At 73.1% G+C, this 14,542-nt stretch carries 17 protein-coding genes and 1 tRNA gene; 11 read left to right on the forward strand and 7 right to left on the reverse strand.

What is annotated here, in order from left to right; all coding sequences use genetic code 11:
- The first annotated feature begins 45 nt into the window (after positions 1-45).
- The 4 genes from R7226_RS02670 to secG are packed head-to-tail and all read left to right on the forward strand — an operon-like array spanning position 46 to position 3,405.
- The gene (locus R7226_RS02670) at positions 46-519 is read left to right on the forward strand and encodes a cytochrome c maturation protein CcmE domain-containing protein (RefSeq protein ID WP_318595486.1); all 474 of its coding nucleotides are present in this window, start codon (positions 46-48) and stop codon (positions 517-519) included.
- Between the two features lie 31 nt (positions 520-550).
- Positions 551-2,746: a heme lyase CcmF/NrfE family subunit gene (locus R7226_RS02675; RefSeq protein WP_318595487.1), complete on the forward strand. Its 2,196-nt coding sequence runs from the start codon at positions 551-553 to the stop codon at positions 2,744-2,746.
- A gap of 13 nt (positions 2,747-2,759) precedes the next feature.
- Positions 2,760-3,164, forward strand: coding sequence for a hypothetical protein (locus R7226_RS02680; protein WP_318595488.1), 405 nt, complete (start codon positions 2,760-2,762; stop codon positions 3,162-3,164).
- 13 nt (positions 3,165-3,177) lie between these two features.
- A complete protein-coding gene (secG, locus tag R7226_RS02685) occupies positions 3,178-3,405 on the forward strand; it encodes a preprotein translocase subunit SecG (RefSeq protein WP_318595489.1) in 228 nt (75 codons plus the stop codon).
- A 59-nt stretch (positions 3,406-3,464) separates the two neighbouring features.
- On the opposite strand, the gene R7226_RS02690 is transcribed toward secG, so the two are convergent.
- Both R7226_RS02690 and R7226_RS02695 read right to left on the reverse strand, forming a co-directional pair.
- Complete coding sequence (locus tag R7226_RS02690; RefSeq protein WP_318595490.1) at positions 3,465-4,211, reverse strand: HD-GYP domain-containing protein; 747 nt, start codon at positions 4,209-4,211, stop codon at positions 3,465-3,467.
- An 11-nt stretch (positions 4,212-4,222) separates the two neighbouring features.
- Positions 4,223-5,104, reverse strand: a complete 882-nt coding sequence (locus R7226_RS02695) for a sulfurtransferase (RefSeq protein WP_318595491.1) — start codon at positions 5,102-5,104, stop codon at positions 4,223-4,225.
- Between the two features lie 111 nt (positions 5,105-5,215).
- Between R7226_RS02695 and R7226_RS02700 the strand changes: the two genes are divergently transcribed.
- Positions 5,216-5,821, forward strand: a complete 606-nt coding sequence (locus R7226_RS02700) for a hypothetical protein (RefSeq protein WP_318595492.1) — start codon at positions 5,216-5,218, stop codon at positions 5,819-5,821.
- Positions 5,822-5,910: 89 nt separating this feature from the next.
- On the opposite strand, the gene R7226_RS02705 is transcribed toward R7226_RS02700, so the two are convergent.
- Positions 5,911-5,995: transfer RNA gene (locus R7226_RS02705), tRNA-Leu, on the reverse strand.
- 141 nt (positions 5,996-6,136) lie between these two features.
- Between R7226_RS02705 and lexA the strand changes: the two genes are divergently transcribed.
- The 6 genes from lexA to R7226_RS02735 all read left to right on the forward strand — a co-directional run bounded on the left by lexA (position 6,137) and on the right by R7226_RS02735 (position 10,955).
- Positions 6,137-6,751 (forward strand): transcriptional repressor LexA, encoded by a 615-nt coding sequence (gene lexA, locus R7226_RS02710; protein ID WP_318595493.1) that lies wholly within the window; start codon positions 6,137-6,139, stop codon positions 6,749-6,751.
- 11 nt (positions 6,752-6,762) lie between these two features.
- Positions 6,763-7,107: a hypothetical protein gene (locus R7226_RS02715; RefSeq protein WP_318595494.1), complete on the forward strand. Its 345-nt coding sequence runs from the start codon at positions 6,763-6,765 to the stop codon at positions 7,105-7,107.
- Between the two features lie 147 nt (positions 7,108-7,254).
- Complete coding sequence (locus tag R7226_RS02720; RefSeq protein ID WP_404827756.1) at positions 7,255-8,625, forward strand: transaminase; 1,371 nt, start codon at positions 7,255-7,257, stop codon at positions 8,623-8,625.
- Positions 8,622-9,452, forward strand: coding sequence for an SDR family NAD(P)-dependent oxidoreductase (locus R7226_RS02725; protein WP_318595496.1), 831 nt, complete (start codon positions 8,622-8,624; stop codon positions 9,450-9,452). Before R7226_RS02720 ends, R7226_RS02725 begins: the two co-directional genes overlap by 4 nt.
- Entirely contained in the window at positions 9,436-10,476 is a 1,041-nt protein-coding gene (locus R7226_RS02730; protein ID WP_318595497.1) for an SDR family NAD(P)-dependent oxidoreductase, read from the forward strand. Before R7226_RS02725 ends, R7226_RS02730 begins: the two co-directional genes overlap by 17 nt.
- Positions 10,477-10,478: 2 nt before the next feature.
- The gene (locus R7226_RS02735; protein ID WP_318595498.1) at positions 10,479-10,955 is read left to right on the forward strand and encodes an Lrp/AsnC family transcriptional regulator; all 477 of its coding nucleotides are present in this window, start codon (positions 10,479-10,481) and stop codon (positions 10,953-10,955) included.
- Here R7226_RS02735 and R7226_RS02740 read toward each other — a convergent pair.
- From R7226_RS02740 to R7226_RS02755, 4 genes are all read right to left on the reverse strand, one after another.
- Positions 10,952-11,908, reverse strand: coding sequence for a P1 family peptidase (locus R7226_RS02740; RefSeq protein ID WP_318595499.1), 957 nt, complete (start codon positions 11,906-11,908; stop codon positions 10,952-10,954). The genes R7226_RS02735 and R7226_RS02740 overlap by 4 nt on opposite strands.
- Before the next feature lie 10 nt (positions 11,909-11,918).
- Positions 11,919-12,674, reverse strand: coding sequence for an ABC transporter ATP-binding protein (locus R7226_RS02745; RefSeq protein ID WP_318595500.1), 756 nt, complete (start codon positions 12,672-12,674; stop codon positions 11,919-11,921).
- Positions 12,671-13,663 carry an ABC transporter ATP-binding protein gene (locus R7226_RS02750; RefSeq protein WP_318595501.1) on the reverse strand — a complete coding sequence of 331 codons (993 nt, stop codon included), beginning with the start codon at positions 13,661-13,663 and terminating at the stop codon, positions 12,671-12,673. Before R7226_RS02750 ends, R7226_RS02745 begins: the two co-directional genes overlap by 4 nt.
- Positions 13,663-14,542: ABC transporter permease (locus R7226_RS02755; RefSeq protein ID WP_318595502.1), on the reverse strand; the 880-nt coding region annotated here is incomplete at its 5' end. The genes R7226_RS02750 and R7226_RS02755, both read right to left, overlap by 1 nt.

A 14,542-nucleotide genomic window follows, 5' to 3' on the forward strand; every position in this document is an offset into this window, starting at 1 on the left:
GGTGTCAGGCGGTCGCGACGCGAGTCCTGCGATACTGGCTGTTCGATGGACCCCAGCCGCAAACGCCGGATCCGCCTCGTCGTCGCAGCAACGGCGGCACTGCTGCTCGCCAGCGCGCTCGTCTACACCAGCTTCAGCGCCGGCAGTGACGAGAAGACCGCTGGTCAGCTGCTGACCAGCGCGGTCGCCGGTGAGACCTACACGCTCGCGGGCACCGTCGCGCCGAACTCGGTCAGACGCGAGGACGGCGTGCTGTGGTTCCGCATCCTCGACCCGCACAGAAGAGTGTCGGCGAGAGTCCGCTACACCGGCCTCGTCCCGGACCCCTTCCGCGAGGGCCGCGGCGTGATGGTCAAGGTCCAGCTCGGCAGAGGCGGGCTGACCGACAGCACCAACACGCTCTTCATCGCCGAGAAGGACTCGATGGTGACCAAGTGCCCGTCGAAGTTCCAGGTCGCGCCCGAGAGACTTCCCAGAGGCGCTCCCGAAGAGCTTCTGAGAACCGCGCCGTCGACCTGATGCACTCCCACCGCGGACCGGAGACGCGCTGATGGCGACCGTCGGCAGAGCGCTGACGATGCTCGCCTTCGCGGTCGCGATCTACGCGATCGGCGCCTCGATCTACGGCGGCGTCACGCGCCGTCGCGCCTTCGTCGACTCCGGCCGCCGCGCGATCTACGCGCTCGCCGGGGTCCTGACGCTCGCGTTCGCGATCCTCGAAGCGGCCTTCCTGCGCTCGGACTTCTCCTACGCGCTCGTCGCCTCGCACTCCAGCACGACGACGCCGACCTTCTACAAGGCGACCGCCGTCTGGTCCTCGCAGGAGGGCTCGCTGCTGCTGTGGGTCTGGCTGCTGTCGCTGTGGTCGAGCCTCGTGCTCTACCTGACGCGCCGCAGCCTGCGCGAGATAGCGCCGTACGCGCAGGCGGTGCTGGCCGGCTTCGCGACCTTCTTCCTGCTGCTGATCGTGTGGAGAGAGAGCCCCTTCGGCACGCTCGCCTCGGTCCCGGCCGAGGGCACCGGCCTCAACCCGCTGCTGCGCCACCCGGCGATGATGTTCCACCCGCCGGCGCTCTACTCGGGCTACACGCTCTTCTCGATCCCGTTCGCGTTCGCGATCGGCGCGCTCGTCGCCAACAGACTGAACGCCGAGTGGATCCAGGGCACGCGCCGCTTCGCGCTCGCCGCCTGGCTGTTTCTCGGGATCGGCATCGTGCTCGGCGCGCGCTGGTCGTACACCGAGCTGGGCTGGGGCGGCTACTGGGCCTGGGACCCGGTCGAGAACGCCTCGCTGATGCCGTGGCTGACCGGCACCGCGTTCATCCACTCGATCATGATCCAAGAGAAGCGCGGGATGCTGAAGGTCTGGAACGCGTCGCTGATCCTCGCGACCGGGACGCTCGCGATCATGGGCACCTTCCTCGTGCGCTCGGGGATCCTCGACTCGATCCACGCCTTCGGCGCCTCGACGCTCGGCGTGCCGTTCCTCATCTTGATCGGGATCATGATCATCAGCTCGATCGGGCTGGTCGTCTGGCGCCGCGAGTCGCTCAAGTCGGAGCACTCGCTCGACTCGCTGCTGTCGCGCGAGGCCGCCTTCATCCTCCAGAACATCCTCCTGCTCGCGCTCTGCTTCGTGATCTTCTGGGGCACCTTCTTCCCGCTCATCTCCGAGGCGGTCACGGGCACGAAGGCGTCGGTCGGGCCGCCGTGGTTCGACCGCTACATCACGCCGGTCGCGTTCGCGCTCGTCGCGCTGATCGGGATCGGGCCGCTGATCTCGTGGCGTCGCGCGACCGCCGCGAACCTGCGCCGCAACTTCACCTTCCCGGTCGCGACGGGGATCTTCACGCTGATCGCGCTCTCGTTCGTCTCGGGGGCGTGGGAGGAGCCGAAGGCGATCGTCTTCACCGGGCTCGTCGCGTTCGTGCTCGCCGGCGTCGGCCAGGAGCTGTTCCGCGGCACGCGCGCGCGGCAGGCGATGTCGACGGAGAAGGCGCCGCTGGCGTTCGTCTCGCTGATTCGTCGCAACCGCCGCCGCTACGGCGGCTACATCGTCCACGCCGGCTTCGCGATCCTGCTGTTCGGCGTCGCCGTCTCGTCGTCGTTCGAGCACTCCAAGGACGTCGCGCTGAGACCGGGCCAGCAGACGAGCATCGACGGCTTCGACGTCAGATACATGCGCGGCTACTCCGAGGCGCTGCCGGAGAAGATCGTCTTCGGCGCGGTGCTCGACGTCTCCAAGGACGACAAGCACGTCGCGACGCTGAGAACGTCGCGCGGCTTCTACCCCTCGCAGGATCCCTCGCTCGGCATCCTCGGCCGCTTCTTCCAGGGCGAGGCTGAGAGCGAGGTCGGTCTGCGCGCCGGCTTCGGGCGCGACATCTGGACGGTCATCAACCCCGATCTGCTGCCGATGGAGAGAATCATCGAGGAGGGCAACAGAACGTTCGCCACCGCGATGAGAGCGGCGCTGAGAGACGGCACGCCCGACCAGGCCGCGATCGATCAGCTGTTCGTGCTGCGCGACCAGGCGGTCGCCGGCCTCTCCGAGCGCTGGGTCGACAGACCGTGGACGGCCGACTTCCGCATGATCGTCTCGCCGATGGCGACGTGGATCTGGATCGGCGCGATCATCACCTTCTGCGGCGGGGCGATCGCGCTCTGGCCAGCGCCCGCGACGGCGCGCCGCCGCGTCACCGCGACCTACGCCGCGCGGCTCGCCCGCGACCTGGCGCGCAGCTGAGCGAGGCGGTCGCGTGAAGGTGCTCGAGTTCCTGCTCGTGCTCGCCGTGCTGGCGGGCGTGGTCGTCGTCGTCGGCATGCCGCTGCGGCGTGGCCGGATCGAGGAGACCGAGCGCCGCGAGGCGGCCGAGCTGGCCGAGCTGGAGGCCGCCAAGGAGGCGAAGTACCGCGAGATCCGCGACGCCGAGATGGACTTCCGCACCGGCAAGCTGTCGAAGGAGGACCACCGCGCGCTCGACCGCGCGCTGCGCGCCGAGGCGATCCAGCTGCTGCGGCGGATCGACGCGCTCAAGCCGGCCGCGGAGGCGGACACGAGAGGCGCGTCGAGAGCGGACGCCGCCGACGCGCCTGGCGACGCGGCGTCACCGGCCGACGACGCCGCGACCGACGCGACGCGCTCGGATGCGCGCGTCGGCTAGGATGCGCTGAGCCATGTACACGCTCCTGTCGATACTCCAGGTCTTCATCGCCGTCGTCCTCGTGCTGCTGATCCTCATGCACTCGGGCAGAGACACCGGCCTCTCCGGCGCCTTCGGCGTCGGCACCGGCTCCGGTCCCTTCGGCGGCGGCTCGCTCGTCGAGCGCAACCTGAACCGCTGGACGCTCGGCTTCGCGGTCGCCTTCGCGATCAACACGATAATCCTGCTGCGACTCGGCTGAGCGCGGCGGTTCGGCGGGCGCCTCTGCGCCCGCCTGCCTTGCTGTGAGGGACGCGCGCTCTAGACGAGCGCGCAGCGGATCTGCTCGAGCGCCTCGTCCGGGATCGCCGTGAAGATCTCGGCGACGTCCGGGTCGAACTGCGTGCCGGCGCCCTGCGCGATCACCGCGCGGGCATCGGCGAACGACGACGCGCGGCGGTACGGGCGGTCGCTCGTGAGCGCGTCGAAGGTGTCGGCGACCGAGAAGACGCGCGCCGCCAGCGGTATCTCGTCGCGCGCGAGACGGTCCGGGTAGCCGGTGCCGTCCCAGCGCTCGTGATGAGAGCGGACGACGTGGCGGGCCTCGCTGAGGAAGTCGATCCCGCTGACGATCTCGTCGCCGATCACCGGGTGCTGCCGCATCACGTCGATCTCCGGCGCGGTCAGCGAGCCCGGCTTGTGCAGGATCGCGTCGGAGATCGCGACCTTGCCGATGTCGTGCAGCAGGAAGCCGAACTCGATGTGCGGCTCGTCGACGCGCATCCCGCAGGCGCGCGCCAGCGCGAGCCCGTAGGCGGCGACCCGCTCGGCGTGCTTGCCGGTGTAGGCGTCGCGCGCCTCGACGGCGTCGGCGAGCGCCCTGACGGTCGCCTCGTAGGAGCGGCGCAGCTCGAGCGCCCGCATGTGCTCGCGCTCGGAGGCGCGGCGCAGCCGGTCGGCGTAGCGGCGCAGTTCCTGCGCGCGCTCCGCGGCCTCGCGCTCACGCAGGGCCAGCTCCGCCCGCAGGTGCGCCAGCTCCTCCCGCAGCTGTCTGAGCTCGTCGCTCACCATCGCCGAGCCTACCCCGAGATCCCGTTCGGCACGTCGCCGCTCTCGACGGGCAGACCTCGAGCGACCCAATCGCTCCACGAACCTGCGTAGAGCTTCACATCGTCGCGGCCCGCGGCGGTCAGCGCGAGAACCAGGCCGGTCGCCGTCACGCCCGAGCCGCACGAGGCGACGAGCGTGCGCGCTCGCGCGTCGTCGCCGGTGCCGATGCCGATCAGCGCGGCGGGGTCGGCGGGTGGCGGGAAGGCGCTGGCGAGCGGCACGTTGCGCGCGCCGGGGATGTGGCCGGCGACCGGGTCGACGGGCTCGACCTCGCCGCGGAAGCGCTCCGGGGCGCGCGCGTCGAGCAGCAGCAGCTCGCGCTCCTGCGGCGGCTTCGCCACGTCGGCGGCGATCTGCTCGGCGGTGACGACGTCGTCGCGGACGCGGCTGGGCTTGAAGTCGCCGGCCGCTCGGGGAGGCTCGCCGCCGGTGCGCAATGGCCCCTCCCAGGCGGCGAGCCCTCCTTCGAGCACGGCGGCGTCGTCGAAGCCGCAGTGGCGCAGAAGCCACCACAGCCGCGCGGCGCCGCCGCTCATCGCGTCGTCATACGCGACGACGGTCGTGCCGCTGCCGATCCCCGCGCGGCGCACGGAGGCGGCGAAGCGGTCGAGGTCGGGCAGCGGATGACGCCCTCCGAGCGGGCCGCGTCGAGGCCCGGCCGGGTCGGGCGTCGCCGGGGGTGACGAGAGGTCCGCGTCGAGGTCGAGGAAGGCGGCGCCGGGGATGTGCCCGCGCTCGTACGCGGCCCGTCCGGCCGCGGGATCGCCGAGCGTGAAGCGGCAGTCGACGATGCGCAGCCGCGGCTCTTCGAGTCGCGCGGCGAGCCATTCCTGAGAGATGAGGGGGTCCATCGCAGGCGAGGGATTCCACGCGGGGAGGTGGTGTCCTGCGCGGTGGGCGCGGTGGGCGCTGGCGTGCAGGGCGAGGCTCGACGGTGGCGCCGCGGCGCTACGATCGTGGCGATGTCGCGCCGTGCCGTGCTGGTTGATCGCAAGCTGCTCGGCGTCGTCGGCTTCACCGACCACGCGATCGAGCGCTTCGCCGAGCGCTCCGGGGTCGGACAGGGTGCGCGGCGCCAGATCGAGCCGATCGCCCGCGACCTGCTGCTGCAGGAGGGGCGGGCGCTGCGGGAGCCGCCGTCGTGGTATCGCTCGTCCAACGCCGCCGACGGCTATCTGCAGGTGGGCGAGTGGATGCTGTTCGTGTTGCGTGGCAGCCGTCGGCAGCGGGGCGCCTACGACGTCGTGACGGTGCTGACCAACGGCGACCGCACGACCTGGCCGGTCGCGCGGCGCCGGGGTCTCGTCTTCACGCCGCCGCCGCTCGGCCCGCCGCCGGCTCGCCCGCCGCGCGTCGGCTGGCTCGGCAGCGTCGTCGCCGGCCTGCGCGATCGACGGCGTGCCACGGAGCCGATCGGCCGCTGGGCGGCGATCCGGAGGGCGCACGCCGTGCGCGTGCGGGCCGCCGGCGACGGCGGTGTCGCGGCCTATGAGCAGGAGCGCCGGCGCCACGCGGACGAGCGGCGCGATGCGCACGAGCGCCATCTGCGACGCTGCGGCGGGGCGTAGGCGAGCGCGTCATGGTCTCCGCCAGCGCCTGAGACCGCGCAGAACGACGAAGGCCCCGCTCTCGCGGGGCCTCCTGATGCTGCTCACAGTGCGGTCGAGAGGACTCGAACCTCCACGGGGTTATCCCCCACAAGGCCCTCAACCTTGCGCGTCTACCAATTCCGCCACGACCGCGTGGGGACGCGCAGTATAGCCAGGGGCGAGCCCGTGGCGCGTGCTGCCGTCGGTCGCGGATTTGGTGTCCGTCCGGGGCGTGCGTATCATTGTCGAACACATGTTCGTCTCGACCCCAAGCAACGAGGAGTCAGTCGCCTGATGGTGGACCTCACGAAGCGCCAGCAGGAGATCTTCGAGTTCATCAAGCAGTACTCGTCCAGGCACGGGTACCCGCCCACGGTGCGCGACATCGGCAAGGCCGTCGGCCTCGCCTCGTCCTCGACGGTGCACGCCCATCTGGCCAACCTGGAGAAGGTCGGCCTGCTGCGGCGTGATCCGTCGAAGCCGCGCGCGATCGAACTGCTCGACAAGGCCGTCGACGGGATCAAGAACATCGTCAAGCCCGCCGGCCTGCCGCTCGTCGGCCAGGTCCAGGCCGGCCAGCCGGTGCTCGCCGAGGAGGAGATCGAGGACTACATCGAGACCCCGGCGGTCGCGGGCGGCGAGGAGGGCGAGTACCTCCTGCGCGTGCGCGGCGAGTCGATGAAGAACGCCGGCATCCTGCCGGACGATCTCGTCGTGGTGCGCAGACAGGAGACGGCGCGGGACGGGGAGATCGTCGTCGCGCTCGTCGGCGAGGAGGCGACCGTCAAGCGCTTCTTCCAGGAGACGGATCACATCCGCCTCCAGCCGGAGAACGAGACGATGGAGCCGATCCGCACCAAGGAGGTCCAGATCTTGGGGAAGGTCATCGGCCTCATGCGGAGCATGTGATGGGGGCGGTCGTGGCAGATCGCGTCGAACGTCCGCCGTCGCTGTTCGACCTGCTCGACGGGCCGGCCGCGCCGGCGCACGACCGGCCGGCTGGACTGGAGCGACGGCTGCTGCGCGAGCGGGAGGCGGAGGTCGACCAGGTCGACGCCGGTGGTGCCGGGCACGTGCACGACGGCGTGGGCGGTGAGCCGACGCTCGACGACATGCTCGTCGGGGCGTGGGAGGGGCTCACCGCTCAGGTCGCCGTGGCGTGCCCGCTGTGTGACGGCGCGCTGCGGCCTCTGTATGCCGACGGCGCGGCGGGATCGCCGGTCGTCGCCGGTCGCTGCGACAGATGCGACACGACCTTGAGCTGAGGGCGCGGACCTTGACGTAGGGCGCACCGCGGCGCGACGCGCTCGCTGGGAGGCGAAGGCGCGGCGGAGCGCTGCGGTGCGCACAGGGCAATCGAAACGAAAGTTGAAATCACGCATTGCTTTCGATTTGATGGCTGATGTCATCGAATGGAAAGTCAGGTCGACGTGATCTCCACCACCCGCCTCCAATCTCTGCTCGCGCGTGAGCGGGACGCGTTCGCGGCGCGCAATCCGCGCTCAGGCGCGGCGTACGCGGCCGCCGACCACCTCTTCGGCCGCGTGCCGATGACGTGGATGAACAAGACCGCCGGCGCCCATCCGCTCTACCTCGACCGGGCACGGGGCGCGCACGTGTGGGATCTCGACGGGCACGAGTACGTCGACCTCTGCCTCGGCGACACCGGCGCGATGGCCGGCCATTCGCCCGCGCCGACCGTCGCCGCCGTCCAGCGCCGCTACGCCGAGCTGGGCGGCGCGACCGCGATGCTGCCGACCGAGGACGCCGCCTGGGTCGGCGCCGAGCTGGCGCGGCGCTTCGGCCTCCCGTACTGGAGCTTCTCGCTGACCGCCACCGACGCCAACCGCTGGGCGATCCGGCTCGTGCGCGCGATCACCGGCCGCCCGAAGATCCTCGTCAACTCCTACTGCTACCACGGCTCGGTCGACGAGTCGCTGATCGTCGTCGGGTCCGACGGCGAGGCGGCGAGCCGTGAGGGCAACGTCGGCGCGCCCTGCGATGTGACGCTGACCAGCCGCGTCGCCGAGTACAACGACCTCGAGCGGCTCGAACGCGAGCTGGCCCACGGCGACGTCGCCGCCGTGCTGATGGAGCCGGCGCTGACCAACATCGGCATCGTGCTGCCCGAGCCCGGCTACCTGGAGGGCGTGCGCGAGCTGACCCGCCGCCACGGCACGCTCCTGATCAACGACGAGACGCACACCTTCTCCGCCGGTCCCGGCGGCGCGACCGCGGCGTGGGGGCTGGAACCGGACGTTCTCACGATCGGCAAGGCGCTCGCGGGCGGCATCCCCTGCGGCGCCTACGGCCTCTCCGAGCAGCTGGCCGCCGAGATCGCCCGCCACACCGAGCTGGACCTCGTCGACATGGGCGGCGTCGGCGGCACACTCGCCGGCAACCCGATCTCCGTCGCGGCAATGCGCGCGACGCTCGAAGAGGTGCTGACCGACGAGGCGTTCGAGGGGATGACCGCGCTCGCCACCCGCTTCGCCGACGGCGTTCGCGGGATCGTCGAGCAGCATGGGCTGCCGTGGTCGATCCAGCAGCTCGGCGCGCGCGCCGAGTACCGCTTCGCCAGCCCCGCGCCGCGCAACGGCGGCGAGTCGGCCGCCGCACACCAGCCTGAGCTCGACGACTACCTGCACGTCTACCTCGCCAACCGCGGCATCCTGCTGACGCCCTTCCACGCGATGGCGCTGATGTCGCCCGCGACGACCGCGGCCGACGTCGACCGTCACCACGAGGTCTTCGCGGCCGCCGTCGGGGAGCTGGTGGCGTGAGCGGCGTCGACCTCGGCGGCGCCGTCGCGATCGTCACCGGCGCCGGCAGCCGCGACGGGATCGGCTTCGCCTGCGCGCGGCGGCTCGCCGCGCTCGGCGCGCGCGTGGTCGTCACCTCGACGACCGAGCGCGCACACGAGCGGGCGGGAGAGTTGGGGGGTGGCGCGTGTGGCGGGGACGCGGGCGATGCGGACGCGGGGCTCGGCGCGAACGCGGCGTTCGGCTTCGTCGCGGACCTGACCGATCCCGCGCAGGCGGTGGCGCTGGTCGCGGCCGCGATCGAGCGCTTCGGTCGCCTCGACGTGCTCGTCAACAACGCCGGCATGACCGCCGTCACCGACCCCGAGCAGCCGGCCGAGCTGGCCGGCACCAGCGACGCGCAATGGCGCGCGGCGCTCGACCGCAACCTGACGACCGCGTTCAACGTCACGCGCGCCGCGCTGCCGGCGCTGCTCGACTCCGGCCGCGGCCGCGTCGTCAACGTCGCCTCGACCTCGGGCGCCGTCAACGCCTATCCCGGCGACGCCGCCTACCACGCCGCGAAGGCCGGCATGGTCGGCCTCACGCGCGCGCTCGCGGTCGAGACAGCCGCGCGCGGCGTGACCGTCAACGCCGTCGCGCCCGGCTGGATCGCCACGCCCTCCTCGACCGAGCGCGAGCTGGCGATGGGCGCCGCGACCCCGGCCGGCCGCCCCGGCACGCCCGACGAGATCGCGGCCGTCGTCGCGCTGCTCGCCGCGCCGGCCGTCTCGTACCTGACCGGGCAGCTGATCGTCGTCGACGGCGCCAACTCGATCGCAGAGGAGAAGCATGTCGTCGCCGCATGAGGGTGGGGCTCCGGGCGCGGGGGCGTCGGGTGCGAGCCCGGGGGCTCCGGGCGCTGACGCGGTCGCGCCGGTCGTCCTGATCAGCGGCGCGGCCGGCGGGATCGGCGCCGCCGCGGCACGGCGGTTCGTGGCCGGCGGCTGGCGCGTTGCGCTCAGCGACCTGCCGGGGGAGCGCCTCGACGCCGTCGCGGCTGAGCTGGGAGGCGTCGAGCGGGTCGCGGCCGACGGCGGCCGCGCGCCGGACGGCGGCGCGAGTGGCGGCCGCGCGCCGGACGGCGGCGCGAGTGGCGACCGCGTGGTCGTCGCTGCCGGCGACCTGCGCACGAAGGCGGCCTGCGACGAGATCGTCGCGGCCGCGGTCGCCGCGACCGGGCGGCTCGACTGCCTCGTCAGCGCCGCCGGCGTCTGGACGGAGGGCCCGGCCGAGGAGACGCGCGAGGAGGAGTGGGAGCGGGTGCTCGACGTCAACCTGAAAGGCCTCTTCTTCCTCGCCGCCGCCGCGATCCCGCACCTCGCGCGCGCGAGCAGCGGAGAGTCTTGGTCGCTGAGCGACCAAAAGTCGCCGGTGCTCGCGGCGGGGGAGGGCGCGGTGGGCGCGGCGCAGGAAGGTGCGGAGGGCGCGGCCGGGGCGCGGGCGGCGGGCGGCTCGATCGTCAACCTCTCCTCCGACGCCGGCATCCAGGGCAACAACGGGGCAGCCGTCTACTGCGCTTCCAAGGGCGGCGTCTCCAACCTCACGCGCGCGCTGGCGCTCGAACTGGCGCCGCGGGGGATCCGCGTCAACGCCGTCTGCCCCGGCGACGTCGAGACGCCGATGCTCGCCCACCAGGCCGACGCGTACGGCGGCGGCGACCCCGACGGCTACCGGCGCGCGCTGCTCGACGCCTACCCGCAGAGGGAAGCCGCGCGCTTCACGCGGCCCGAGGAGGTCGCGGAGCTGATCTGGTACCTCGCGCAGCCCGCCGCGGCGCCGATCACGGGCGCCAACATGTCGATCGACTTCGGCCTCTCGGCGGGGGTGTGAGGATGGGCACGCCACGCAGACCGCGCGCCCAGGTCACGCTCGACGCGACCGACAAGACGATCCTCCGCGCGCTCCAGCGCGACGGGCGGATGTCGTACGCGCAGCTCGGCCCGCAGGTCGGGCTCTCGGCGCCCGCCGCGCGCCAGCGCGTCCAGCGGCTGATCGACCTGGAGGTGCTGAGAGTCGTCGGCGTGACCGACCCGCTCGCGCTCGGGCTGCCGCTGATGGCGATGCTCGGGATCAGAGCCGACGGCGACCTGCGCGCCGTCGCCGACCGCGTCTCCGAGCTGAACGAGGTGATCTACGTCGTGCTCACCAGCGGCGTCTACGACCTGCTCGTCGAGGTCGTCTGCCGCGAGCCGCACGAGCTGCTCGACCTCGTCGAGGACGCGATCAAGCCGATCGACGGGGTGCGCGGGGTCGAGTCGCTCGTCTACCTCGACATCCACACGCACCGCTTCGACTGGGACGTGCCCTAGGCGAGGACTCGCGCCAGCTCGCTCGCCGACGGTATCCCGTGGAGGCCGCTCGCCGAGCGCACCGCGTCGCGGATCGCGGCCGTCACGACCTCGGCCGCGACGGCCTCCAGCGCCAGCGCCGATCTGACCTCGACTCTGCCGGTCGCCACGGCGAAGGCGGTGTCGCCGTCGAGCCCCGTCGCGCACGGCGAGATCGCGTGCGCGATGCCGTTGTGGCCGGCCTGCGCCAGCCGCCACGTCTCGCGCTTGGGCAGCTTCGCGTCGGTCGCCACGACCACCAGCGTCGTCGCGTGACCCCAGTCCAGCTCGGGATCCGGGTCGTTGCAGAGGAAGTCGGCGACGCCGGCGAATCTGCCGCCGCGGCGCAGGCCGGCGAGCACCTGGCCGTCCTCGCCGATCACGTCGCCGACCGGGTTGACGGCCGCCCACGCGGCGATCGTCGCGCCCTGCGCCGTCAGCTTGTGGGCGCGGCCGAAACCGCCCTTCGTCGAGCTGCGCGCGTCGAGCGCCGAGCCGGTCAGCACGCCGGTGCCGACGCCGACCGTGCCTCTCTCCTCCTCGCCGGCCGGCACCGCCGCGGCGATCGCCGCGCGCGCCGACTCCGCCGTCGGCCAGGCGTAGTCACCGATGTGGATGTCGTAGACGACCGCCGCCGGCACCATCGGCACGGGCCCGTCGACCGTTCTCGTGCCGATCCCCTCGCCGGCGAGCGCGATCGGCACGTGCGCCGCCGCCTCGAGGCCGAAGACCGTCCCGCCGGTCAGCACGATCGCGTGCGCCTGGTCGGCGGCCCCCTGCGGCTCGAAGACGGGGATGTTGAGCGTCCCCGTGCTCTGGCCGCGCGCCTCGGCGGCGGTCACGTTGCCCTCCGGCAGCAGGAAGACGGTCATGCCGGTGGCGGCGTCGAGGTCGGTCCAGTGGCCGATGCGGATGCCGTCGATCAGTGGGGTCATGTGGGGGTCCTTAGATCTCGCTCGCGCGCTGGAGCGCGCGCGTGTAGGGGTGCGTCGAGGGTTCGTAGAAGGCGGCGGCGGTGCCCTCGTCGACGATCTCGCCGCCGCGCATCACGACGATGCGGTCGGCCGCGTAGCGGGTCGCGGCGAGGTCGTGGGAGATGAACAGCGCGGCGAAGCCGTGCTGCTCCTGCAGCCGCCGGATGAGGTTGAGGATCTGCGCCTGGATCGAGACGTCGAGCGCGCTGACGGCCTCGTCGAACAGGACGAAGCGCGGCTCGGTCACGAGCGCCCGCGCGACCGACGCGCGCTGGCGCTGGCCGCCCGACAGCTCAGCCGGGTAGCGGTCGGCGAAGCTGGGGTCGAGGCCGACCTCCGCCAGCATCGCCGCGACCCGCTCACGCCGCTCCGGGCGGCTGCCGTCACCGACGATCGCGAGCGGCTCCTCGACCGAGGCGCCGACCGTCAGCCGGGGGTCCAGCGACCATTGCGGATGCTGCAGCACGACCGAGAAGCGGCCGCGCAGCGCGCGGCGGTCCAGCGGTCTGCCGTCGAACATGACGGCGCCCTGCTGCGGTCTCAGCAGCCCGAGGCAGAGCTTGCCGATCGTCGACTTGCCGGAGCCCGACTCGCCGACGAGGCCGACCGTCTCGCCGCGCCCCGCGACGAGCGAGACGCCATGCAGCGCCGGCACGCGTCTGCGCGCCCACGCCGGTCCCGCGACGTAGTCGAATCTGACGTCGCTCAGTTCGAGGACGGGGGTCATGCGACGCGCTCCTTCCGCGGCGGGGTGGCGACCGTGGCCAGATGGCAGAGCACCTCATGGTCGGGCTGAGCAGCGCCGTCGTCGTCAAGCCGCGCCAGCGGCGGCCGTTGCGCCGTGCACGCCTCCACCGCGCAGGCGCAGCGGGCGGCGAAGGCGCAGCCGCCGAACTCGCCGCGCAGCACCGGCGGGATGCCGGCGATCGGTCTCAGCCGCTCGCCCGGTCGCTCGGCGCCGGGCGCCGCCTCCAGCAGCGCGCGCGTGTACGGATGGCGCGGCGCGGCGAACAGCCGCTCGGCCGGCGCCGTCTCGACGACCCGGCCGCCGTAGACGACCGCCACGCGCGTGCACCAGCGGCGCACCGCGCGCAGGTCGTGGCTCATCAGCATCAGCGCCGCGCCGGCCTCGCGCGTGCGCCCGACCAGCAGCTCGAGGATCTCGCCGCGGACGGAGGCGTCGAGCGAGGCGGTCGGCTCGTCGGCGATCACCGCGCGCGGCTCGCGCGCCAGCGCCAGCGCGATCGAGACGCGCTGCGCCATCCCGCCCGACAGCTGGTGCGGGAAGGCGCGCAGGACGCGCTCGGGATCGCTCAGCCGCACCCGCTCCAGCTGCGCCGCGAGCGTCGCGTCGCTCGTGCCCTTGCCGAGCACCCAGCGCAGCTGGCGGCCGATCCGCGCGGTCGGATCGAGCGTGCCGATCGGGTCCTGGAAGACGAAGCCGAGGCGGTCGCGCCGCAGCGCGCGCAGCTCGTCGTCGCCCATCTCCAGCAGCGAGACACCGTCGACGCGCACGTCGCCGCCGGCGATCCGCGCGTTCCCGGGCAGCAGCCGCGCCAGCGCCGTGCCGATCGTGCTCTTGCCCGAGCCGGACTCGCCGACGACGCCGACGACCTCGCCGGCGTCGACCGTCAGCGACGCTTCGTCGAGCGCGCGCACGGCGCCGTGGCGCGTCGCGTACTCGACGACGAGGTCGCGAGCCTCCAGATAGGGCATCACGCCTGCTCCCGGTCGAGGGTCGGGTCGGTCTCGCGGCGCAGCGCGTCGCCGACGAGGTTGAAGGCCAGCACGGCGAGGCCGAGCACGACGCCGGGCAGCAGCGCGTAGGTCGGCTCGATCGTGAGGTAGAGGCGGCCGGAGCCGACGAGCGAGCCGAGCGACGCGGCCGGCGCCTGCACGCCGAGGCCGAGGAAGCTCATCCCGCCCTCGATCAGCATGCCGAGCGAGATCGCGTAGGCGACCTGGCCGATCACGACGCCGCGCACGTTGCGGAACAGATGGACGCGCATGATCCGCCAGCGGCTCGCGCCCGCGACCTCGGCGGCGACGACGAAGTCGCGCTCGACGACCGGCAGCGCGGCGGCGCGCACGACGCGCACCATCGTCGGCAGCGTGACGGCGAAGACGGCCGCCATCGCCGCCGCCCGGCCGGGGCCGGCGACGACGCTGACGAGGATCGCGATCAGGAAGACGGGGAAGCTGAAGACGACGTCGGTGGCGCGCACGATCAGCTCGTCGGCGCGGCGCCCGGCGAGCGCGGCGAAGCAGCCGGCGATCACGCCGATCACGGTCGCGACGAGCACGACGACGGTCGCGATCAGGATCGTCTCGCGGATCCCCTCGACGATCCGCGGCAGCAGCGAGCGGCCGAGCTCGTCGGTGCCGAGCAGGAACTCGCCGGAGGGGCCGGCGAGGCGCGGGCCGGCCGAGTCGGTCGGGCTGCCGATCGGCAGCGCCGGGCCGAGCAGGCCGACCGTCAGCAGCGCGATCAGCAGCAGCAGGCCGAAGCGGCCGAGCGGGCCGCCGCTGAAGGGCAGGCGCACACGGCGGCGGCGCGCGCACGCGGCGGCCGGCGGCGCGGCGGGGCCGGGCGCC

Source organism: Conexibacter stalactiti (assembly GCF_033542075.1).
GTDB classification, from domain to species: Bacteria; Actinomycetota; Thermoleophilia; order Solirubrobacterales; family Solirubrobacteraceae; genus Conexibacter; species Conexibacter stalactiti.

What these genes read in the sequence shown, in the direction of transcription:
- R7226_RS02735 (WP_318595498.1), top strand. Translation starts at nt 10,479, where the DNA reads ATGGGCACGCCACGCAGACCGCGCGCCCAGGTCACGCTCGACGCGACC.
- R7226_RS02750 (WP_318595501.1), bottom strand. Translation starts at nt 13,663, where the DNA reads ATGCCCTATCTGGAGGCTCGCGACCTCGTCGTCGAGTACGCGACGCGC.
- lexA (WP_318595493.1), top strand. Translation starts at nt 6,137, where the DNA reads ATGGTGGACCTCACGAAGCGCCAGCAGGAGATCTTCGAGTTCATCAAG.
- R7226_RS02695 (WP_318595491.1), bottom strand. Translation starts at nt 5,104, where the DNA reads ATGGACCCCCTCATCTCTCAGGAATGGCTCGCCGCGCGACTCGAAGAG.
- secG (WP_318595489.1), top strand. Translation starts at nt 3,178, where the DNA reads ATGTACACGCTCCTGTCGATACTCCAGGTCTTCATCGCCGTCGTCCTC.
- R7226_RS02700 (WP_318595492.1), top strand. Translation starts at nt 5,216, where the DNA reads ATGTCGCGCCGTGCCGTGCTGGTTGATCGCAAGCTGCTCGGCGTCGTC.
- R7226_RS02675 (WP_318595487.1), top strand. Translation starts at nt 551, where the DNA reads ATGGCGACCGTCGGCAGAGCGCTGACGATGCTCGCCTTCGCGGTCGCG.
- R7226_RS02670 (WP_318595486.1), top strand. Translation starts at nt 46, where the DNA reads ATGGACCCCAGCCGCAAACGCCGGATCCGCCTCGTCGTCGCAGCAACG.
- R7226_RS02730 (WP_318595497.1), top strand. Translation starts at nt 9,436, where the DNA reads ATGTCGTCGCCGCATGAGGGTGGGGCTCCGGGCGCGGGGGCGTCGGGT.
- R7226_RS02720 (WP_404827756.1), top strand. Translation starts at nt 7,255, where the DNA reads ATGGAAAGTCAGGTCGACGTGATCTCCACCACCCGCCTCCAATCTCTG.
- R7226_RS02745 (WP_318595500.1), bottom strand. Translation starts at nt 12,674, where the DNA reads ATGACCCCCGTCCTCGAACTGAGCGACGTCAGATTCGACTACGTCGCG.
- R7226_RS02740 (WP_318595499.1), bottom strand. Translation starts at nt 11,908, where the DNA reads ATGACCCCACTGATCGACGGCATCCGCATCGGCCACTGGACCGACCTC.